The sequence below is a fragment of the Flavobacterium proteolyticum genome (genome assembly GCF_015223105.1).
Lineage (GTDB): Bacteria > Bacteroidota > Bacteroidia > Flavobacteriales > Flavobacteriaceae > Flavobacterium > Flavobacterium proteolyticum.
This window is the reverse complement of the sequence record NZ_JADFTZ010000001.1, coordinates 589,099-610,214: the sequence shown is the minus strand read 5'-3', so window position 1 is coordinate 610,214 and position 21,116 is coordinate 589,099. Positions and strand designations below refer to the sequence as shown.

Annotated in this window: 17 protein-coding genes; 9 read left to right on the top strand and 8 right to left on the bottom strand. The window is 33.4% G+C overall.

Annotation, left to right across the window (positions count from 1 at the left end):
• The first annotated feature begins 11 nt into the window (after positions 1 to 11).
• Positions 12 to 587: a globin family protein gene (locus IM755_RS02645; RefSeq protein ID WP_194093494.1), complete on the top strand. Its 576-nt coding sequence runs from the start codon at positions 12 to 14 to the stop codon at positions 585 to 587.
• Positions 588 to 637: 50 nt separating this feature from the next.
• Here IM755_RS02645 and IM755_RS02640 read toward each other — a convergent pair whose 3' ends face one another.
• Positions 638 to 1,594, bottom strand: coding sequence for an NAD-dependent epimerase/dehydratase family protein (locus IM755_RS02640; protein ID WP_194093493.1), 957 nt, complete (start codon positions 1,592 to 1,594; stop codon positions 638 to 640).
• A 232-nt stretch (positions 1,595 to 1,826) separates the two neighbouring features.
• Here IM755_RS02640 and IM755_RS02635 point away from each other — a divergent pair, with 232 nt between their 5' ends.
• The 4 genes from IM755_RS02635 to IM755_RS02620 all read left to right on the top strand — a co-directional run bounded on the left by IM755_RS02635 (position 1,827) and on the right by IM755_RS02620 (position 9,527).
• Positions 1,827 to 2,432, top strand: coding sequence for a hypothetical protein (locus tag IM755_RS02635; protein WP_194093492.1), 606 nt, complete (start codon positions 1,827 to 1,829; stop codon positions 2,430 to 2,432).
• Positions 2,433 to 2,467: 35 nt separating this feature from the next.
• Positions 2,468 to 4,768 carry a T9SS sorting signal type C domain-containing protein gene (locus tag IM755_RS02630; RefSeq protein WP_194093491.1) on the top strand — a complete coding sequence of 767 codons (2,301 nt, stop codon included), beginning with the start codon at positions 2,468 to 2,470 and terminating at the stop codon, positions 4,766 to 4,768.
• 174 nt (positions 4,769 to 4,942) lie between these two features.
• On the top strand, positions 4,943 to 8,206 hold the full coding sequence (gene mfd / locus IM755_RS02625; RefSeq protein ID WP_394368300.1) for a transcription-repair coupling factor: 3,264 nt from the start codon (positions 4,943 to 4,945) through the stop codon (positions 8,204 to 8,206).
• A gap of 730 nt (positions 8,207 to 8,936) precedes the next feature.
• Positions 8,937 to 9,527: a hypothetical protein gene (locus IM755_RS02620; RefSeq protein ID WP_194093489.1), complete on the top strand. Its 591-nt coding sequence runs from the start codon at positions 8,937 to 8,939 to the stop codon at positions 9,525 to 9,527.
• Positions 9,528 to 9,543: 16 nt separating this feature from the next.
• Here IM755_RS02620 and IM755_RS02615 read toward each other — a convergent pair whose 3' ends face one another.
• From IM755_RS02615 to panC, 7 genes are read right to left on the bottom strand one after another with little or no spacing between them, the layout of a single operon-like run.
• Positions 9,544 to 9,870, bottom strand: coding sequence for a hypothetical protein (locus tag IM755_RS02615; protein ID WP_194093488.1), 327 nt, complete (start codon positions 9,868 to 9,870; stop codon positions 9,544 to 9,546).
• Positions 9,871 to 9,893: 23 nt separating this feature from the next.
• Positions 9,894 to 10,151 (bottom strand): hypothetical protein, encoded by a 258-nt coding sequence (locus IM755_RS02610; RefSeq protein WP_194093487.1) that lies wholly within the window; start codon positions 10,149 to 10,151, stop codon positions 9,894 to 9,896.
• 18 nt (positions 10,152 to 10,169) lie between these two features.
• Positions 10,170 to 11,531: a DNA repair protein RadA gene (gene radA, locus IM755_RS02605; protein ID WP_194093486.1), complete on the bottom strand. Its 1,362-nt coding sequence runs from the start codon at positions 11,529 to 11,531 to the stop codon at positions 10,170 to 10,172.
• A 6-nt stretch (positions 11,532 to 11,537) separates the two neighbouring features.
• Positions 11,538 to 12,746, bottom strand: a complete 1,209-nt coding sequence (locus IM755_RS02600; RefSeq protein ID WP_194093485.1) for an alpha/beta hydrolase — start codon at positions 12,744 to 12,746, stop codon at positions 11,538 to 11,540.
• 39 nt (positions 12,747 to 12,785) lie between these two features.
• Positions 12,786 to 13,748 carry a lysylphosphatidylglycerol synthase transmembrane domain-containing protein gene (locus tag IM755_RS02595; RefSeq protein ID WP_194093484.1) on the bottom strand — a complete coding sequence of 321 codons (963 nt, stop codon included), beginning with the start codon at positions 13,746 to 13,748 and terminating at the stop codon, positions 12,786 to 12,788.
• Between the two features lies 1 nt (position 13,749).
• On the bottom strand, positions 13,750 to 14,100 hold the full coding sequence (gene panD, locus IM755_RS02590) for an aspartate 1-decarboxylase (protein ID WP_008255780.1): 351 nt from the start codon (positions 14,098 to 14,100) through the stop codon (positions 13,750 to 13,752).
• A gap of 13 nt (positions 14,101 to 14,113) precedes the next feature.
• Positions 14,114 to 14,962, bottom strand: a complete 849-nt coding sequence (panC, locus tag IM755_RS02585; protein WP_194093483.1) for a pantoate--beta-alanine ligase — start codon at positions 14,960 to 14,962, stop codon at positions 14,114 to 14,116.
• A gap of 107 nt (positions 14,963 to 15,069) precedes the next feature.
• Between panC and IM755_RS02580 the strand changes: the two genes are divergently transcribed.
• The 4 genes from IM755_RS02580 to atpD all read left to right on the top strand — a co-directional run bounded on the left by IM755_RS02580 (position 15,070) and on the right by atpD (position 21,064).
• A complete protein-coding gene (locus tag IM755_RS02580; RefSeq protein WP_026725937.1) occupies positions 15,070 to 15,876 on the top strand; it encodes a glycogen/starch synthase in 807 nt (268 codons plus the stop codon).
• A gap of 14 nt (positions 15,877 to 15,890) precedes the next feature.
• Positions 15,891 to 17,546 (top strand): DUF4270 domain-containing protein, encoded by a 1,656-nt coding sequence (locus IM755_RS02575; RefSeq protein ID WP_194093482.1) that lies wholly within the window; start codon positions 15,891 to 15,893, stop codon positions 17,544 to 17,546.
• A gap of 6 nt (positions 17,547 to 17,552) precedes the next feature.
• A complete protein-coding gene (gene glmS / locus IM755_RS02570) occupies positions 17,553 to 19,400 on the top strand; it encodes a glutamine--fructose-6-phosphate transaminase (isomerizing) (RefSeq protein WP_194093481.1) in 1,848 nt (615 codons plus the stop codon).
• Positions 19,401 to 19,552: 152 nt separating this feature from the next.
• The gene (gene atpD / locus IM755_RS02565) at positions 19,553 to 21,064 is read left to right on the top strand and encodes a F0F1 ATP synthase subunit beta (protein ID WP_194093480.1); all 1,512 of its coding nucleotides are present in this window, start codon (positions 19,553 to 19,555) and stop codon (positions 21,062 to 21,064) included.
• The last annotated feature ends 52 nt before the right edge of the window (positions 21,065 to 21,116 follow it).

Below are 21,116 nucleotides of genomic sequence, written 5' to 3'. Positions count from 1 at the left end.
ATACTATTACTATGAAAAATTTTTCAAAATTAGCCTTGGTGGCTTTGTTTATTGCATCGGGAAGCTTGTTTATATCATGTAGTGATGATGATTCAGCAAAACCAAAATCTCTATATGCAAAATTAGGTGGTACTACTATGGTAGCTGATCCAAACAATCCTGGACAAATGATTGAACAGGGACGTTTGAGCTATCGTTCTGTAGTGGATTCAACTATCACTTTAATTGTTTCTGACATTGTGGTAGGAGCAGAAGGAAACTTAGGGCAACATTTTGCACCAGTAATTTCAGAAGCTTTAAGCGGAAATACTACTAATGTTGCTATTTTGAGTGATAATTTAACCGATTTCTTCTCAGCAAATACAGGGGGAGGTGCTACTAATACTTATACAGGATTGAATATGGTGGCAGCACATGATCCAGCACAAAATCCTCGTATGGGGAAAAAATCTAATGATGCTGAATACGATAAATTTATAGGATATGTTGGAGCGGCAGCTGGTTTAAACGGGGTTACAGATCCTGCTTTAATTGGTGAAGTTGTTGCTGTATTAGAATCATTGAGAGCTCCTATCGTTCAGGAGTAAGTTTGTTTTTTGTTTTAATGGAAAACGCCCCGAGTAATCGAGGCGTTTTTTTATTTGTTATAAATATGTTCGTTTAAGTTTTTGAACATATCTACGGTCATATTTTCTAAATCAAAATCGTTTTTCCAACCCCAATCTTCTCTTGCCGAAGTATCATCAATGCTAGCAGGCCAACTATCAGCAATTTTCTGACGGAAATCAGGTTCGTAGCTTAATTCGAAATTTGGATAATGTTTCTTAATTTCTTCTCCGATTTGCTTAGGTGTAAAACTCATCGCAGCTAAATTATAAGACGAACGAATTTTAATTTGTTCCGCTGGAGCTTGCATAATTCCAATTGTCGCTTTAATTGCATCATCCATATACATCATCGGTAATTCTGAATTTTCAGACAAAAAACTCGTGAATTTTCCATCCGTAATAGCTTTGTGATAGATATCTACTGCGTAATCGGTAGTTCCTCCACCAGCTTCGGTACTCCAACTAATCAAACCTGGATAACGAATACTTCTCACATCTACACCATATTGTTTATGGTAATATTCACACCATCTTTCACCTGTTTGTTTCGAAATTCCATAAACAGTTGAAGGCTCCATAACGGTATATTGAGGTGTATTGTGTCTTGGTGTTGTAGGTCCAAAAACGGCAATACTTGAAGGCCAAAAAATCTTTTTAATTTTTCCTGCTTTGGCTAAATTTAAAACATGAAACAACGAATTCATATTCAAATCCCAAGCAAATGCCGGATTTTTCTCAGCCGTAGCCGAAAGCAATGCCGCCATTAAATACACATCAGTAATTTGATATTTCTCAAGTAAATGCTCAATTTGATTATAATCAAGAGCGTTTACTACTTCAAAAATTCCGTTGTTAACTACATCATTTTCTAATTTTCTGATATCTGATGCGATAACGTTATTAACTCCGTAGGTAGCTCTTAATTTAGCTGTAAGTTCAGTGCCAATTTGCCCACAAGCACCAATTATTAAAATTTTTGTGTCCATTTGATAGTGTAATGAGGTAACAAATATAATATTTTAGTACTGATTTTTAGGATGGTTTTTTGTGATATTTTTATAAATGCTTTGCTTAATTTAGATATTTAATAAATTAACATCTTTTCAAAGATTTTTCTTAGCAGATTAACAATTTAGATGTAAAACTGGTGTTAAGATATTATTAGAAAAGTAACTACGTTAAGTAAACATTTGTACCTTTGCTTTTTAATTTATCCGAATGAAAGTTTTCTTATATAGTTTGTCGCTTTTAGTTTTAACATTGATTTCATGCGAAAATGAAAATCAACAATTAGAAGCCCAAAAAGTAGCTCAAAAAAACGAAGCAGTTTTTAAGAACATTTCGAAAATGTGGCAGTTTAATTTTCCAACGCCACGACCTGAAGTAGCAACTACTTTAGATCGTTGGAATGAATGGCGTCAGTTTGAAATTGAAATGCTTCAAAAACCGCAATCTACCTTGTCGGCTTTTCAAATGAAGACAAAGAATTTGTCAAAAAAAGCAGATACTTTAGCTCTAACAGTTCCTTTCGAATATAACAAACCTCAGATTTTAAGTAGAATTACTACTTTAAATACCAAATTAAAATCACTTGAAACTTTCATGAATTTAAGAGTAATTCCAGAACAACGAATTGCTAAGTTAATTCCAGAAATCAATGAAGAAATTAAAGGATTGTACAAACAATGGGACGAAATTATCATTAAAAAAGCCATTCCTAAAGAAATTGGTGAGGAGTTAATGCTGCAAGCTTTGGATACAACGCGAAACGCAAATCCAGATGAAATGCGAAAAAAGATGGAAATTTCTGATAAAATTAAATAAATTTTTTTACTATATTTATTATCAAATAGTTACAAATGAAAAAAAATTATACCTCTACATTTTTTATTGTTTTAGCTTTTCTATTCTTACAAACTAGCTTTGCACAATTAACATTGTTTTCAGACAATGCTTCCAACTATGGTTCTTGGACTAATGGAAGCAATGCCGGAACTGGTTTTTCTAATTGGGATATGTGGACTCAAAACACTGATGGAACTCATTTTGCAGGCCATTTTCTGGGAAGTTCTACTGGACAAGGTTTTGGTGATGTCAATACTTCAGGAAGTTCATTTTCTATGTATGCCAATCCTGGAGGAACTTTCGTTCAGGCTAATGCACAACGTTTTTTGAACAACACAGGTTCGCCGGCTGTTGGAGGAAGACAATATTTGTTATCAGGACAAACGTTTAAAATTGATTTAGCAATTGCTTTTAGAAATGGTTACAAAGGAATTGATTTAATGGATCAAAATTTTAATTTATTATACAATTTTAATGTTGGCTCTGACATTTATGTTACAACTACAAATGCCAATCTTGGATGGACTTATGACCAAGCTTCTGTTTTTCAATTGCAAGTCAATCAAGTTGATTCAAATTCTTATGAGGTTGTAATAACGAGAGGTTCTGATAGTTATTCTTCAGGAGTACGAACTGGTCAATTTTCAGGGTTTAAATTATATGTTGGGAATACGGATGCTGGAAATGATCTAAACAACATTCACGCAAATAAGTTACTAGTTCAAAAATGTGCCATGACTACCACATGGAATGGAACATCCTGGGATAAAGGCGAACCAAATGCTAATAAAAATGTGGTTTTTACTGGAAATTATTCCTCTTTGACTGATTTTACGGCTTGTTCAATAACAGTAACAAATAATGCCATAGTAACCATTAATTCCAATCATACTTTGTCAGTTGAAAACGGTGTTAATGTTGTTTCGGGATCAAACTTAGTTTTTGAGAATAATGCGTCATTGTTACAGGCTAATTCTAGTGCAATTAATGTTGGTAATATTACTTATAAACGAAATGCAGCACCAATGAGAGAGTTTGAATACACGTATTGGGGTTCGCCAATTATAGGTCAAGTTTTAAATGTTTTTTCACCATTAACACTTTCTGACAAATTTTATTCTTACAATTCAAGTATTGGGGTTAATAATTGGGTCTTAGAAAACTCAAGTAGTGTTATGACACCTGGTAAAGGGTATGCCATAAGAGCGCCTCAAGGATATACAGCAACACCTCAAGTTTTTAATGGCCAGTTTGTAGGAACTCCAAATAACGGAAATGTTCCGGCAAATGTTGTTGCTTTTAATCCAGGATTGTTAAATTATAATTTATTATCTAATCCGTACCCTTCAGCTATAAATGTGGTTACTTTAATTGATAATACTAACCTTGGAACCCTTTATTTCTGGACTCATAATTCTGCGATTACCAACAATGTTTTTACATCGAATGATTATGCCATACGCACAAGAACAACAGGAACAGCGGCTGTTACAGGAGGAACTGCTCCAGGATTGTATATTGCAGCAGGACAGGGTTTTTTTGCGTCGGCAGGGACAACTACAACCATCAATTTTACTAATGCAATGCGTGTTGCAGGAAACAATACTCAATTTTACAGAGCAACTTTGGACTTGCCTTTGAATTATTATTTTCATTTAAACATGACCAATACATTGGGAGCCTTTAAGCAAATTGCTGTTGGTTATCAAGAAGATGCTACTAATGATTATGATTTTGGTTCAGATGCTTTAGCTTCAACTGAAGGAGCGATTCGTTTTTATTCTTTGATAAATTCATTAACTTTTGGATTTGGAATTCAAGCAAGAACTTATCCTTGGTCAATTAGCGATGTTATTCCTTTAGGTTACACTACGTCGCAAGCAGGAACTTTTGATATTGCTATTGATCATTTTGATACTTTTTTCGCTGATAAAGATATTTTTTTAGAAGACACTAGCACAGGTACTTTTCACAATTTGAAAAACAGTGCTTTTACTTTCACAACAACAATTGGAACTTTTGATTCTCGATTTAAAATCCATTATCAAGATATTTCTTTGTCAAATGATAATTTTGTAGGAAATGAAAATTCTGTTTACGTTTTCAAAAATGATAATCAACCAAAAATCCTTTCTACAAAATCAAACATTACAAGCGTAATTGTATATGATATGTTAGGAAGAATTATCCTTTCAAAAGATAAAATAAACACTTCAGAAATTGTTCTTTCTGAATTAACACGAAACAATCAAGCTTTAATAATTAAGACAACATTAGAAAATAACGTTACCGTTGCTAAGAAATTTATTTTTTAACAAACGTTTCAGTAATATAACCACTACTTTTCTATTGAAAACGTAGTGGTTTTTTTATTTTTGTAGTCCATTAAAAATTTCATTTTGAGCAAGTCCGATATTATATCCATTTACGATAAGTCACCAAAGATTGCCCTTTTAGAAAGTACATTCGCAGCGCGCCAAAAGTCTCAAATGACGGGTTTGGTCGGGTCTTCGTTGTCTTTTGTGGCACATTCGTTGTTTAAAAAATCTGAACTTCCTTTCCTGATTTTATTCAGTAATAAAGAAGAAGCAGCGTATTATTTGAACGATTTAGAGCAATTAATTAATACCGAAGACGTTCTTTTTTACCCAAGTTCGTACAGAAGACCTTACCAAATTGAAGAAACCGACAACGCTAATGTTTTGTTACGTGCCGAAGTTTTAAATCGAATCAATTCGCGAAAAAAACCTGCGATTATTGTTTCCTACGCCGAAGCCATTTTTGAAAAAGTAGTTACTCGAAAAGAGTTAGAGAAAAACACTTTGAAATTGTCGGTTGGTGATAATTTGTCTATCGATTTTATCAACGAAACCTTATTTGAATACAATTTCAAACGTGTCGATTTTGTTACGGAACCAGGCGAATTTTCCGTTCGTGGTGGAATCATAGACGTGTTTTCGTTTTCCAATGATAATCCGTACCGAATTGAATTTTTCGGAAACGAAGTCGATAGCATCCGAAGTTTTGATGTGGAAACCCAATTATCAGTTGAAAAGCTGAAAAAGATTTCGATTATCCCAAATGTCGAGAATAAATTACTGCAAGAAAATCGCGAAAGTTTCTTAGATTATATCAACGAAAAAACGGTTTTAGTGATTCAAAATACCGAATTATTAGGACAACAATTGGATAAATTATTCGATAAAGCCAATGAAGCTTTCGAGAAATTATCCAAAGACATTCAACACGCAAAACCCGAAGAATTATTCCTAAATCAAAAGCAATTTTTGAAAAGAGCTCTTGATTTTTCAGTAATTGAATTACATACGAACGCTGTTTTTAAAACCGATAAAAAAGTTGAATTTCATATTCAGCCGCAACCTTCGTTCAATAAACAATTTGATTTGTTGTTGAATAATTTGAGCGAAAATCATTTTAATGGTTACAAAAATTATTTGTGTTGTTCTAATGAAAATCAGGCGAGTCGTTTTCATGATATTTTTGAAGATATTGATGAAGCCAATCACGAAAGCATTCGCAAACAATACAAAACCATGGTGTTGCCTTTGTTTGAGGGTTTCATCGATGAAGAAAATCAAATAGCGTGTTACACTGATCATCAAATTTTTGAGCGTTACCATAAGTTTTCTATCAAAAATGGGTATTCTAAAAAGCAAACGATTACGTTAAAAGAATTGACTTCCTTGTCGGTGGGCGATTATGTAACGCACATCGATCACGGAATTGGAAAGTTTGGTGGTTTGCAGAAAATTCAGGTCGAAGGCAAAACGCAAGAAGCCATAAAATTGGTCTATGCCGATAACGATATTGTGTATGTGAGCATTCATTCGCTACACAAAATCTCAAAATATAACGGGAAAGATGGCGCGCCACCTAAGATTTACAAATTAGGAAGCAACGCTTGGAAAGCCTTAAAACAAAAGACAAAAGCACGTGTAAAACACATTGCGTTCAACTTAATTCAGTTGTATGCAAAGCGAAGATTAGATAAAGGTTTTCAGTTTGCACCCGATAGTTATTTGCAAAAAGAATTAGAAAGTTCGTTCATTTACGAAGATACGCCCGACCAAGTTACCGCTACAGCCGATGTAAAAGCCGATATGGAAAACGAACGTCCAATGGACCGATTAGTCTGTGGCGATGTTGGTTTCGGAAAAACAGAAGTTGCTATTCGTGCGGCTTTTAAAGCAGTGGATAATGGAAAACAAGTTGCCGTTTTAGTGCCAACAACTATTTTAGCCTATCAACATTACCGCACGTTTTCGGAACGTTTGAAAGATATGCCGGTTACTGTGAGTTATTTGAACCGATTTAGAACAGCGAAACAAAAAGCGGAAACCCTTCAAAAACTACAAGAAGGAAAAGTCGATATTTTAATTGGAACACATCAATTGGTAAACAAAAATGTAGTGTTTAAAGATTTAGGATTGTTGATTATCGATGAAGAACAAAAGTTCGGAGTAAACGTAAAAGACAAATTGAAAACTATTGCTACGAATGTCGATACCTTGACATTAACTGCAACTCCGATTCCGAGAACGTTGCAGTTTTCGTTGATGGCGGCTCGCGATTTATCAGTAATTACAACGCCTCCGCCAAATCGTTATCCGATTGAAACGCAAGTTATTCGTTTTAATGAAGAAGTGATTCGCGATGCGGTTTCGTATGAAATTCAGCGTGGTGGACAAGTTTATTTCATCAATAATCGAATTGAAAACATCAAAGAAGTTGCCGGAATGATTCAACGCTTGGTGCCAGGAGCAAAAGTAGGCATCGGTCACGGTCAAATGGATGGGAAGAAACTAGAAGAATTGATGTTGGCTTTCATGGAAGGTGAATTTGATGTTTTGGTAGCTACCACAATCATCGAAAGTGGATTAGATGTACCGAATGCGAATACGATTTTTATCAATAATGCTAATAATTTCGGCTTGTCTGATTTGCACCAAATGCGTGGTCGCGTGGGAAGAAGTAATAAAAAAGCGTTTTGTTATTTCATTACGCCGCCGTATTCGATGATGACGGGAGAAGCGCAAAAACGTATTACGGCTTTGGAGCAATTCAGCGAATTAGGAAGCGGTTTTAACATTGCGATGAAGGATTTGGAAATTCGTGGTGCGGGTGATTTATTAGGCGGAGAACAAAGTGGTTTTATCAACGAAATTGGCTTTGATACCTACCAAAAAATCATGAACGAAGCCATTGACGAGTTGAAAGAAAACGAATTCAAAGATTTGTACCAAGAAGAAAACGACATCGAAACCAAAGAGTTTGTCAAAGACATTCAAATTGATACCGATTTTGAATTGCTGTTCCCAGATGAATACATCAACAACATCACCGAGCGTTTGAATTTATACAACGAATTAAGCCAAATTAAAGACGAAGCTACATTACAACAATTTGAACAAAAACTAATTGACCGCTTTGGCGCCTTACCAAAACCAGCGATTGCCTTACTAAATAGCGTGCGTATTAAATGGAAAGCTACCGCTATGGGAATTGAACGTTTGATGATGAAACAAGGCAAAATGATAGGCTATTTTATTGGCGACCAACAAAGTGATTTCTACCAAAGTAACCGTTTTATGAAAGTGCTACAATTTGCGCAACGCAACGGCAATGTATGTAAAATAAAAGAAAAAGAAACCAAAAACGGCTTACGTTTATTACTTACTTTTGATAATGTGAAAAGTGTGAATAAGGCGTTGGAGTTGTTGGAGGGGATTTAGAGGATTTGTATGATGAAAATCCTAGTATTTCCAATTAGGGAAATGTTTTTTGGATAAGTATTACTAGGTGAATAAGTAAATTTATACTGGATGAAAAGGTTTTTTAACTGCATATTTTACAATCTTTATAGCGATAGTGTCAAAGTAAATGCTTCGCCAGAAATTCCTGTAATAACATTTTTGTCTTTTTGTCAGGCAAATAACGTGTTAACTATTTTAAATGTTATTTTTTATCTAGCCAATTTTCATTTCGAATATAAAATTCATTACTATTATTTTGTAATTCAAATTGTCATTGTAATTTTTAATAATTTCTATTATCTGAAACTAAAAAAATTAGATACTATAATTACAAAAAATGAATATAATTTAGGGAAAAAGAAATATTTAGTTGATGTTTACGGTCTGTTTTCTTTAGGTTTAACTTTGTTTACTTATTATGTTTATAGGAATTTTTAATTCATAGATTATTAGAAGTTGATAGTAGGCACGAATTGTAAATCCTCACTTTCGACGTTTGGTGTTTTAACTACTAAACAAACCCAACCGCTCAGATATCTCACCGCAACGATAGCGCAATTTTAGACCAGACAGGTTTCAAAAACCTGTCTGGTCTTATGATAGATTTGTTTTGAAGTAGATTGTGGGCACGGAATGCAATTCCGCGCTATCGACATTTAGTTTAAGTTAAAATTTATGATTACCTTTCTTCAATTATTTTAAAAAAACTATGAAATATCACGATAATTCGTCTTTCGCATCTGATTCAATTGGAATTGGTATCGATTTAAAAAAATTAAAGTTTCTAATTCCAGAAATATTTAGCCCGATTCAGCAAATTAAATATAAATTCAAGAATTGGGGTTTTGCAACTCATATTGAAGTTATTTCTGAGCATGTAAAATATGGAGATAGTCAAGGCGCAATAGTTGTAAAAACAAATCCGTTGTTAATTGCAGCTTATAATGAAGATATTGATTGTATTGTCATGCTGGTATTTGAAGACAAAATCCAAAATAAATATAATTTTAAGGTTCAAGATAGATTAGTTTGTGTTAATACATTTGCAGAAATATCTCAATTACAATCAGATTTAATTCCTGGTGAAAATAATTCAGGAATGTGGACATTAGTTCATCCAATAATTGCAGACTTAGTTTCAAGTGATGTAACTAAAATTGAAAGAAGGAAAAATGAAATTGGCGATAAAGGTTATGAATATATTTGGCAACTTGCCACAAATTATTTGAAATTAAAAAAAGGAGTATCTAGAATTGGAAAACCTTTATATTCTGATCAAGTTATTCCTCAATATTTTTAATTAATTTCTTGTTTTCTTAACTCCTAAACAAATCCATCAAATCGCGTTCTTCTTTTAATTTCTTCAACTTTTTCTTGTCTTGGATATTAAAAGTTAATAGCATTATTGCACAAAGTACGATGTAAGAAAGTGCTACAATGGTATAGCACAACGGATAGTTGTAATCAAAATAATAGATTAAATTTTTAGAATTTTTTGCTGTATATTCTGGAGCAATTAAAGTTACTAAAACACCAATTACAATTATCCTAAGCCAATATTTTTTATAATAATTGGGGCGGTTTTCTAATTCTTGAATTTGGTAATCAAGACTTTTTAATCTTCGTTCTTTTAAATCGGACAAAATCTTTTAATTAAGAATGTTTATTATTCAATTGCATTATATCCAAACCAAGTTATTAAAGTAGAAACGATAATGAAAAACAGCAAAATGTAAAATTTTGTTTTTTTGTTTTCCGATGGATTTTTTTTGTATTGAATACTATAGATGATTATTGAAATTAGAATAATAGGTAGCAACATTGCCATCTTCTTTTCAAAAGACAAATCTTTAAAAAGTTTGGTAATTCCATAATAGAATAGTAATAATAGAAATGGAAGTATTTTTAATTTTTCTTTCTTCATGTCTAAAAGATTAAAAGATTAGCCAAACAACTCACTCACCACATCTTCAATCTTTGCCACTAAAACAATTTTGATTCCGGTGTTTTTCAAGGAAATTTTGTTGTGTTTGGAAACAAAAATCGTGGTAAAGCCTAATTTTTCTGCTTCTTGAATGCGTTGCTCGATGCGGTTAACAGGTCTAATTTCACCTGAAAGTCCAACTTCTCCAGCAAAGCAAAAACCTTCTGCAATAGCAATGTCTTCGTTTGAGGATAAAATAGCAGCTACAACTGCTAAATCAATGGCGGTGTCTTCGACTGAAATTCCGCCTGTAACGTTTAGGAAAACGTCTTTTGTGCCTAATCTAAAACCAGCACGTTTTTCTAAAACGGCTAAAATCATGTTTAAGCGCTTGGCGTTGTAACCTGTGGTGCTTCTTTGTGGTGTTCCATAAACTGCGGTGCTTACTAAAGCCTGAATTTCAATCATCAACGGACGCATGCCTTCTAAAGTGGTAGCAATAGCGGTTCCTGAAAGTTGTTCATCTTTATGCGAAATCAAAATTTCAGAAGGATTGTCTACTTCGCGTAAGCCTGAACCTTGCATTTCGTAAATTCCTAATTCGGCAGTAGAACCAAAACGATTTTTCAACGAACGTAAAATGCGGTACACGTGATTTCGATCACCTTCAAATTGTAAAACGGTATCGACCATGTGTTCCAAAATCTTCGGTCCAGCGATGGTTCCGTCTTTGGTTATGTGACCGATTAAAAGCACGGGTGTATTGGTTTCTTTGGCAAATTTTATCAACTCGGCTGTACATTCTCTAATCTGAGAAATACTTCCCGCTGACGATTCAATATAATCCGTATGTAAAGTCTGAATCGAATCGATAATCACAATATCGGGCTCAATTTCTAAAATTTGACGGAAGATATTTTGGGTTTTGGTTTCAGTTAAAATGTAACAATTATCGCCGGTTGAGGTAATACGTTCGGCACGCATTTTAATTTGTTTTTGGCTTTCTTCTCCCGAAACATAAAGCGTTTTGTAAGGTAATTTTAAAGCAATCTGCAAGAGCAAAGTACTTTTTCCAATCCCAGGTTCGCCACCTAACAACGTTAAGGAACCTGGAACCAATCCGCCACCCAAAACCCGATTCAACTCGTTATCAGTCGTGTTCAATCGGATTTCTTGTGCGGTGTCTATTTCTTTTACAAGTAAAGGTTTTGAAGCCGTTTTAGATGTAGCTGTTGTGGTTTTCCACGCTACTTTTTCTTCTTTTTGAACCAATTCTTCTACAATGGTATTCCATTCTTTGCAGGCGTTACATTGACCTTGCCATTTTGAATATTGGGTGCCACAATTTTGGCAAAAAAAAGCGGTTTTTACTTTACTCATTTGGTTTTATTCTTGTTTTTTTTCTTCTGTTGGAGTTTCAGTTGGAACTTCCGCTGGTGCTTCTTCAGTTGGTTTATCTGGTTTTCCTTTTAAAGCTTCTGCACGGTTCAACATGAAATCTTTAGTTATTTCACGAATTGGCTCTTGCGTGAAAGCTCTTTGATAGGTTTTAATAGCTCTCTTGTAATTACCTGTTTTTTCATAATATAAAGCTTCGTGATAAGTTCCTAAAGTAGTTTTTGGATAATGTTTATTAGCATAATCACTCAAAGTTAATAATTCATTGTAAGCTTTGTTTTTCATGATTGCGGCTTCGATAGCTTTAAAATCAGATAATCTTGGTTTCATTTTAAAACCAAAACGTTTTTCTAATTCGTCGTATTTCGCAACTAAATAATCAGTATAACCGGCATCTAATTTTAAAATTTTATCTTGAAATTCTACCATTGAAATCGGTTGGTATCCATCAAAAATAAAATAGATGGCATTTGGGATAGCTTTAGCTACTAAAGAATAATGCGAAGCACCTTTGAAAGCATCGTTTTGATATTTAAATATTGCATTTGGAACGGCTTTAATATTGGCGTCTAACTCTGCTGCTTTTTCGTTGATTTCTTTTAGATCACCTTCGCCTGTAGCTTGATAATAGAAAACTGGTTTAGTCATTTTAGCTAAACGTTCTGCTACACGTTTTTCCATTTCTGGAGCCATTTCTGGAGCTAATGAAATATAAGCATTGAAAATTGGGTTGTCTTTGTACAAGTAAAAGTTCAAGAATCCAGCGGTAGTGTCATGACCAGCAATCATTCGGAAAGGAATGGTGCGGTATTTTTTATCTACATAAGGATAAAGTTCTTGTCCAATGAATTCAAAGAAATTTGCTCCTGTACCAGAAGGAAATCCAGCTTGGTCAAATTCGCTATCTGCAAAACGAGTTTCCCCATTGTTTTGATTTACGGCGATGATAATCATTTCGGGTAAATCATCCCAATAAGCGCCATATTTTAAAATTCCTTCAAATGGATCTAGTAGATATTCTCCATCTAAAACTAACAAAGTTGGGTAGCTTTTTTCTGGACTAGTAGCGTATGATGCTGGCGTTACAACTGTAAAAGTTCTCGTGCCTAATTTTTTAGATTCGATAGTTTCTGGTGTGCGTTGTGCAAATAAGCATGACGATACCAATAAAGCAAAAAGGAAAAGTTTGGTTTTCATTTTAAATAGTTTGGTTAAATAGATTAGCAATTTACTAATTTATTTTTTATTTAAAATAGGTAAAAGCAAATAAGATAATAATCCTAATAAAATGGTTAACAATGTTTGTGAAACCCAAATTAAATAACCAAAGGCAGTTCCAATTCCTTCCGAAATTCCGTATAAACCTAAAATTGAAGCTACGGCTAAAGGATAAGCGCCTAAGCCGCCATTAGTAAATCCAACGGCAAGTGTTCCAAAAATAAATCCCATTACTACAACATCAAAACTAATATTAGTGGTTTCGGGTAAAGCAAAAATGGTTACATAAAACATGGCTAAGTAAGAAAACCAAATAAAGAAAGAATGAAAAATATATTTCCATTTGTCTTTCATTTTTAAGATACTTTGCATGCCTTCAATTAATCCTGAAAGTTTTTGTTTAAGTTTTAAGATAATCTTCCATTCGGCATAAATCCAAATTAGAATGAAAATTATAAATAAAACAAATCCTAAAATTCCAGCCCAAATTAAAGTTTCGAATTCTACCCCGTTATTAACTAGGTATTGGTAAATGGTGTCAAACTGCAATAAAAAACCGATAGCAACAAAGAGTAAAAAAATCAACATATCAACAATACGTTCGGCTACGATGGTTCCAAAAGCTTTGTCAAAAGGGACGTCTTCATATTTTTTTAGTAGCATTGCTCTCGATACTTCACCAGAGCGAGGAATGGTTAAGTTAACTAAATAAGAAACACAAACAGTAAGTAAATCGTTGTGAAATTTAGTGTGATAACCTAAGTGTTGTAAAGCAAATTTCCAGCGGTAGGCTCTTGACCAAAACCCGAAAAGCGCTATAAAAAGAGATAAATAAATGTAGAAATAATCAGCTTTAACAAAGCTGATTTTAATTTTTTCTAATTCGTCAGATGAAAGAGTGGTAAACTGATAATAAATAATTCCTAACCCAATTAAAAGTGGGATAGATAGACTTAAAAATTTTCGGATACTGGCTTTCAAACTAAGTTAAAGAGTTGTCTTTCTCGTTAGGGAAAACTAAAGTAGGCTTGAATTTTTTAGCTTCTTCAAAGTCCATAATTCCGTAAGAAATGATAATAACAATATCACCACGGTGCACTTTACGAGCTGCTGGTCCGTTCAATGTGATTTCGCCTGTGTTTCTAGGTCCTTTGATAGCATACGTTTCTAATCGTTCGCCATTATTAATGTTAACGATTTGTACTTTTTCACCTTCAATAATGTTAGACGCTTCCATTAAGGCTTCGTCAATGGTGATACTTCCTATGTAATTCAAATCGGCACCCGTTACGGTTACTCTATGAATTTTCGATTTTACTACTTGAATTTGCATGATGCAAAGGTAATTAATTTAGTGAAATATTATCAATTAATCTGATATTCTCAATGAAAATGGCGATAAATCCGCGATATTTTTTATTCGATTCTTTTTCAGAAACGGGTAAAAGAGTTGCTTCATCGGCGATTTCGAAATATTCCAATTGAAACTCAGGATGTTTTTCGAATTCTTTTTCTACAAATGTTGTGGTTTCTTCTGCTGAATGGCTTTGGAAAAAATCTTTAGCCGTATTTAAAATTTGATAAATTACAGCTGCTTTTTCTCTTGCAGATTCTGAAAGGCGTTCATTTCTTGAACTCATAGCTAATCCATTTGCTTCTCTATGAATGGGGCAACCAATAACTTCAACTGGAATGTTGTGTTTTGAAACTAATTTTTTCACAATTTGTAGTTGTTGGAAATCTTTTTCACCAAAATAAGCTTTGTTCGGTTGAACAATTTCGAAAAGACGTTTCACAATAGTTCCTACGCCATCAAAATGTCCTGGTCGGTGTTTGCCTTCCATTTGATTTTCTAAACCATCGTAATTGAAATTTTCAGAAACGGTGTTTCCTTCATAAATATCGGCTACTTCTGGTGCATAAACGATGATTTTGTTGCTTAAATCTTGCATGATTTGTACGTCGCGTTCCAGAGTTCTTGGATATTTATCTAAATCTTCAGCGTTGTTAAACTGAGTAGGATTTACAAAAATACTCATCACCGTTACATCGTTTTCAGAAAGCGAATTTTTTAGTAACGACAAGTGTCCTTGATGCAGTGCTCCCATGGTAGGAACAAATCCAATGGATTTATTTTGTTTGATTAATGGGCTTAAAAAAGCGCTTAAATCGGACTTTTTGTTAAAAATGAGCATTTTCTACTTTGTTATTTCAGGTGCAAACTTACTATTTTAGTGGATAAATCCATAAAATTTTGTAATTTTGCAAGGTTTTTTAAAACATTAATTAACTAGAATACATTATGGAAGACAAGAGGATATTGTATGTATCATCTGAAGTGGTGCCTTATTTAGCTGAAAATGAAGTATCGTTACAATCGTATGAAATGCCAAAAATGATTAATGATTTAGGCGGTCAAATACGAATTTTTATGCCTAGATATGGTAATATTAACGAAAGAAGACATCAATTACACGAAGTTATTCGTTTATCAGGGATGAATTTGGTGGTAAATGATATGGATATGCCTCTAATTATTAAAGTAGCTTCAATTCCTAAAGAGCGAATTCAAGTTTATTTTATTGATAATGACGAATATTTCAAAAGAAAAGCAACTTTTTCTGACGAAGAAGGTGTTTTATATCCTGATAATGACGAAAGAGCTATTTTCTTTGCAAAAGGAGTAGTTGAAACTGTTAAAAAATTAAATTGGGTTCCAGATGTAATTCATGTTCATGGTTGGATGGCAGCTATGTTGCCAGTTTATTTGAAACATTATTATAAAGATGAAGGTATTTTTGCGGAAACAAAAATTATTTCATCGGTTTACGAGCAAGGTTTTGAAGGAGAATTAGATAAAGAATTTATCAATAAAGTATTATTTGATAACATTAATAAAGATGCTGTTTCAGATTTAGCATCACCTACTTATGAGAACTTAATGAAGGTTTCAATTATGCATTCCGATGCAGTAGTGGCGGGTTCTGAAGTGTTGTCTCCAACTTTAACAAAATTTATAGAAAGTTCAAACAAACCTTTTTTACCTTTCGCCTCCAAAGACACAATTAAAGAAGTTTATACTTCGTTTATTAAAAATCACGTATTATAAAAGGGTTTTCGACTATGAAAAAAAGTTTTCTTAAAATATTTTCTGTAATTACAGTTGCTGTTACAATTATTTCTTGTGACAAAGATTTTAACACTGTGGGTTCTGATCTTGTTGATGATCCTCATTTTGATTTAGAGTCGGTGGATGATGTTCCTTTGTTAGCTTTTTCTAAAAGAACAGGGGCTGTGCAAGCAAATAACTTACCTATTAATGCACTAGGTGTATATAATAATCCTAAGTTTGGAAAAACAACAGCAAGTTTTGTTTCTCAATTAGAATTGGTAGCTCCTAGAGCCGATTACGGTACTGAAATTGAAATTCAACCTAATGATTCAGTTTATCTTTATGTTCCATATTTTTCAACTAAAAAAGTTGTAAACAATGAAAATATATACACTTTAGATTCTATTTACGGTGATGTTGAAAGTTCAATAAATTTAAAAATTTACGAAAATAAATATTACATTAGAGATTTTGAACCAAATCCAAATCCCGGAGAAGTAGGTTCTTATTCACAAAAGTATTACTCTGATGATAAAAATTTGGTTGAATCTAATTTAACAGGTTTTCAATTAAATAACGGTTCAAATACCGAAGAGAATAGTCAGTTTAAATTTAAAAAAGACGAAATTATTATTTACAAAACAGATGGTAGTGGAAATTTTTTAGATTCATCAGGCGCAATTACAACTGATCCTGCAGAAAAAGTTGTAAAAGAAAAATTGGTTCCAGGTATGTGGATCAATTTAGATAAAGATTTTTTTAAAAATAAAGTATTATTAGCAAATCCAAGTAATCTAATCAATAACAGTCTTTTTAAAGATTATTTTAGAGGATTGTATTTTAAAGCGGAAGAGAATAGTGGTGAGGCTGGAGTTTTAGCAAAGCTAGATTTTTCGAGAGGATATATAACTGTTCAGTATCACTCAACCATTTCAACAGTTAATACAAAAAGAAGTGTTAAGATTAAACTTGGAGGAAATAGAATTAATTTCTTTGATAATGATATTTCAGGCTCAGTTTATGAAACAGGAATTAACAATTCTAATGAGTTAACAGGTGATGAAAGACTTTATGTAAAAGGAGGTGACGGTGCAGTTTCTTATATTGAATTATTTGGAGATGATGCAGACTCAAATGGTATTGCGGATAAATTAGAAGAAATACGTGCTAATAATTGGTTAATTAATGATGCATATCTTAAATTTTATGTTGACGGAACTCACATGTCTGCTGCTGGAGTTGATCAGCCTAAAAGAATTTACTTATTCAACGCAGGTGATAATACTCTTGTATATGATTATTTGGTAGATAATAGTGTTTCAGAAGATATAAAGAAAAATAAATTTATCTATGGAGGAATTCTTGTAAAAGAAAATGATCAATACTATTACAAAATAAGAATAACAGAACAGTTGAAAAAATGGATTAATAGTGAAGATAAGTTTTTGAAGAGTGACATGAGATTAGGTTTAGTAGTTACTGAAAATATTAACCTTTCTGTTTCAGCTAGTTTAAGATATCCTTTTTTAGTTGGTTCAGATATCCAAAAAAATATTCCACTTGCTTCTGCTATAAATACATTGGGAACAATTTTATATGGAAATCATGTTAATGTTCCTGAAGATAAAAAATTGAAATTAAAAATTTATTATACTAAACCTAACTAGTATTGTATGTGTGGAATTGTAGGTTATATTGGTCATAGAGATGCTTATCCTGTAATTATTAAAGGATTACATCGTTTAGAATACAGAGGTTACGATAGTGCCGGTATTGTATTGTATGATGGAAAAGATTTAAAATTATCAAAAACCAAAGGAAAAGTTTCTGACCTTGAAGCTAAAGCGGAAAGCGAGAAAACGACTATTGGTAAAATAGGAATGGGACACACACGTTGGGCAACTCATGGAGTTCCTAATGATGTAAATTCGCATCCACATTTTTCGAATTCTGGAAAATTAGTGATTATTCATAATGGAATCATCGAAAATTACGAGCCATTAAAACAAGAATTAATCAAAAGAGGTTATACTTTTAAATCGGATACAGATACTGAGGTATTAGTAAACTTGATTGAAGAAGTTAAGAAAAAAGAAAATTGTAAGCTAGGAAAAGCAGTTCAAGTTGCATTAAACCAGGTTATTGGTGCTTATGCGATTGCAGTAATTGACGTGGAAAAACCAGATGAAATTATTGTAGCGCGTTTAGGTAGTCCATTGGCAATTGGAATTGGTGAAGACGAGTTTTTTATAGCATCAGATGCAACTCCATTTATAGAATATACTTCAAATGCTATTTATTTAGAAGATGAAGAAATGGCAATTGTGCGTTTACACAAGCCATTAAAAGTTAGAAAAATTAAAGACGATTCATTGGTTGATCCTTATATTCAAGAACTTCAATTAAACTTGGAGCAAATTGAAAAAGGTGGTTACGATCATTTCATGATGAAAGAAATCTACGAACAGCCAAGTGTAATCAAAGATACTTACAGAGGTAGACTTTTGGCAAACAAAGGAATTATCCAAATGTCAGGTGTTGAAGATAATATTGAAAAATTCTTAAACGCTAAACGAATCCTAATTGTTGCTTGTGGAACTTCATGGCACGCAGGATTAGTTGCAGAATATATTATTGAAGAATTTTCAAGAATTCCGGTAGAGGTAGAATACGCATCAGAATTCCGATATAGAAATCCAATCATTAATAAAGATGATGTTGTAATTGCAATTTCACAATCAGGTGAAACAGCTGATACTTTGGCAGCAATCAAATTAGCTAAAGAAAACGGTGCATTTGTATTTGGAGTTTGTAATGTTGTAGGTTCATCAATTTCTCGTGAAACTCATGCTGGCGCTTATACGCACGCGGGTCCAGAAATTGGAGTAGCTTCTACAAAAGCATTTACAACACAAATTACAATCCTTACATTGTTAGCATTACGTTTAGCAAAAGCAAAAGGAACAATGAATAATTCAGATTACCAACGTTATTTATTGGAATTGGAATTAATACCAGAAAAAGTGCAAGAAGCTTTGTTAACAAATGATGTTGCGAAACAAATTGCCGAAATTTACAAAGACGCAACCAATTGTTTATACTTAGGAAGAGGTTATAACTTCCCAGTAGCTTTAGAAGGGGCTTTAAAATTAAAAGAAATTTCATATATCCATGCTGAAGGTTATCCAGCAGCAGAAATGAAGCATGGGCCAATTGCTTTGATTGATGAATCTATGCCGGTAATTGTAATTGCTCCAAACAAAGGGCATTATGATAAAGTGGTAAGCAATATTCAAGAAATAAAATCAAGAAGCGGAAAAATTATTGCCGTAGTTACTAAAGGAGATACGCAAGTAAAAGCTTTAGCAGACCACGTGATCGAAATTCCAGAAACAAACGAACCGTTTACACCATTATTAACTACAATTCCGTTACAATTACTATCGTATCATATTGCAGTTTTAAGAGGTTGTAATGTGGATCAACCTAGGAATTTAGCAAAATCCGTTACCGTAGAATAACATTTTAAAAGCGAAATTGGAAGATTTCGCTTTTTTATTGCAAAAAATTCAAAAAATAAATTGCAAAATTGTTTTAGAAAAAACTATCTTTGCACTCGGAAAAATACATCATTTTTTCAACATTAATTAGCTATTAAATAAATACATAAGCAATGTCTAGAATCACAGGAAAAGTTGCACAAATTATCGGGCCAGTTGTTGACGTCGTTTTCAACGATTCAAATAACGAATTACCTAAAATTTACGATTCATTAGAAATCACTAAAAAAGACGGTACTTTATTAGTATTAGAAGTTCAATCTCACATTGGTGAAAACACTGTACGTACCATTTCTATGGACTCTACAGATGGTTTGTCAAGAGGTGCGGAAGTAGTTGCTACTGGAGCTCCAATTCAAATGCCAATCGGAGGTGAAGTTTTTGGTCGTTTGTTTAATGTAATCGGTGATGCAATCGATGGTTTAGGAGATTTACCAAAAGCAGGTGAAAGCGGTTTGCCAATTCACAGACCGGCTCCAAAATTTGAAGATTTATCAACTTCTACTGAAGTTTTATTTACAGGTATCAAAGTAATTGACCTTATTGAACCTTATGCAAAAGGAGGAAAAATTGGTTTGTTTGGAGGTGCTGGAGTAGGTAAAACCGTATTGATTCAAGAGTTGATCAACAATATTGCAAAAGGTCACGGAGGTTTATCAGTATTTGCTGGTGTTGGAGAAAGAACTCGTGAAGGAAATGACCTTTTAAGAGAGATGTTAGAATCAGGAATTATTAAATATGGTGATGAATTCATGCACTCTATGGAAAATGGAGGATGGGATTTAGCTAAAGTAGACAAAGAATTAATGAAAGATTCTAAAGCTACTTTCGTATTCGGTCAGATGAATGAGCCACCAGGAGCACGTGCACGTGTTGCTTTATCAGGTTTAACGATTGCTGAATACTTCCGTGATGGAGCAGGAGATGGGCAAGGTAAAGACGTACTTTTCTTCGTTGATAATATCTTCCGTTTTACACAAGCAGGTTCTGAGGTGTCGGCACTTTTAGGTCGTATGCCATCTGCGGTAGGATATCAACCTACATTAGCAACTGAAATGGGGGTAATGCAAGAGCGTATTACTTCAACTAAAAAAGGATCTATTACATCTGTACAAGCGGTTTACGTTCCTGCAGATGACTTAACTGACCCTGCACCTGCAACAACGTTTGCTCACTTAGATGCAACAACAGTATTGTCTCGTAAAATTGCTGAGTTAGGTATTTATCCAGCGGTAGATCCACTAGATTCTACTTCTCGTATCTTAACACCAGAAATCCTAGGAAAAGACCACTACGAGTGTGCTCAAAGAGTAAAAGAAATTCTTCAAAAATACAAACAATTACAAGATATCATCGCCATCTTAGGTATGGAAGAGTTGTCAGAAGATGATAAATTAGCAGTAGCTAGAGCGCGTCGTGTACAACGTTTCTTATCTCAACCTTTCCACGTAGCGGAGCAATTTACAGGTATTCCTGGAGTATTGGTTGATATTAAAGAAACTATCAAAGGATTTAACATGATTATGGATGGTGAATTAGACCACTTACCAGAAGCAGCGTTCAACCTTAAAGGTACTATCGAAGAAGCTATCGAAGCTGGACAAAAAATGTTAGCAGAAGCATAATTCAGTGTTCAGTGTTCAGTCACAGTATTCAGTTACTTGCTAATCACTAATC

Bases quoted from the DNA above. Each gene is read 5' to 3' on its own strand.
- IM755_RS02635 (WP_194093492.1), top strand. From the start codon at position 1,827: ATGAAAGTTTTCTTATATAGTTTGTCGCTTTTAGTTTTAACATTGATT.
- glmS (WP_194093481.1), top strand. From the start codon at position 17,553: ATGTGTGGAATTGTAGGTTATATTGGTCATAGAGATGCTTATCCTGTA.
- atpD (WP_194093480.1), top strand. From the start codon at position 19,553: ATGTCTAGAATCACAGGAAAAGTTGCACAAATTATCGGGCCAGTTGTT.
- IM755_RS02600 (WP_194093485.1), bottom strand. From the start codon at position 12,746: ATGAAAACCAAACTTTTCCTTTTTGCTTTATTGGTATCGTCATGCTTA.
- IM755_RS02630 (WP_194093491.1), top strand. From the start codon at position 2,468: ATGAAAAAAAATTATACCTCTACATTTTTTATTGTTTTAGCTTTTCTA.
- panC (WP_194093483.1), bottom strand. From the start codon at position 14,962: ATGCTCATTTTTAACAAAAAGTCCGATTTAAGCGCTTTTTTAAGCCCA.
- IM755_RS02645 (WP_194093494.1), top strand. From the start codon at position 12: ATGAAAAATTTTTCAAAATTAGCCTTGGTGGCTTTGTTTATTGCATCG.
- mfd (WP_394368300.1), top strand. From the start codon at position 4,943: ATGACGGGTTTGGTCGGGTCTTCGTTGTCTTTTGTGGCACATTCGTTG.
- IM755_RS02580 (WP_026725937.1), top strand. From the start codon at position 15,070: ATGGAAGACAAGAGGATATTGTATGTATCATCTGAAGTGGTGCCTTAT.
- IM755_RS02640 (WP_194093493.1), bottom strand. From the start codon at position 1,594: ATGGACACAAAAATTTTAATAATTGGTGCTTGTGGGCAAATTGGCACT.
- IM755_RS02620 (WP_194093489.1), top strand. From the start codon at position 8,937: ATGAAATATCACGATAATTCGTCTTTCGCATCTGATTCAATTGGAATT.
- panD (WP_008255780.1), bottom strand. From the start codon at position 14,100: ATGCAAATTCAAGTAGTAAAATCGAAAATTCATAGAGTAACCGTAACG.
- IM755_RS02575 (WP_194093482.1), top strand. From the start codon at position 15,891: ATGAAAAAAAGTTTTCTTAAAATATTTTCTGTAATTACAGTTGCTGTT.
- IM755_RS02610 (WP_194093487.1), bottom strand. From the start codon at position 10,151: ATGAAGAAAGAAAAATTAAAAATACTTCCATTTCTATTATTACTATTC.
- radA (WP_194093486.1), bottom strand. From the start codon at position 11,531: ATGAGTAAAGTAAAAACCGCTTTTTTTTGCCAAAATTGTGGCACCCAA.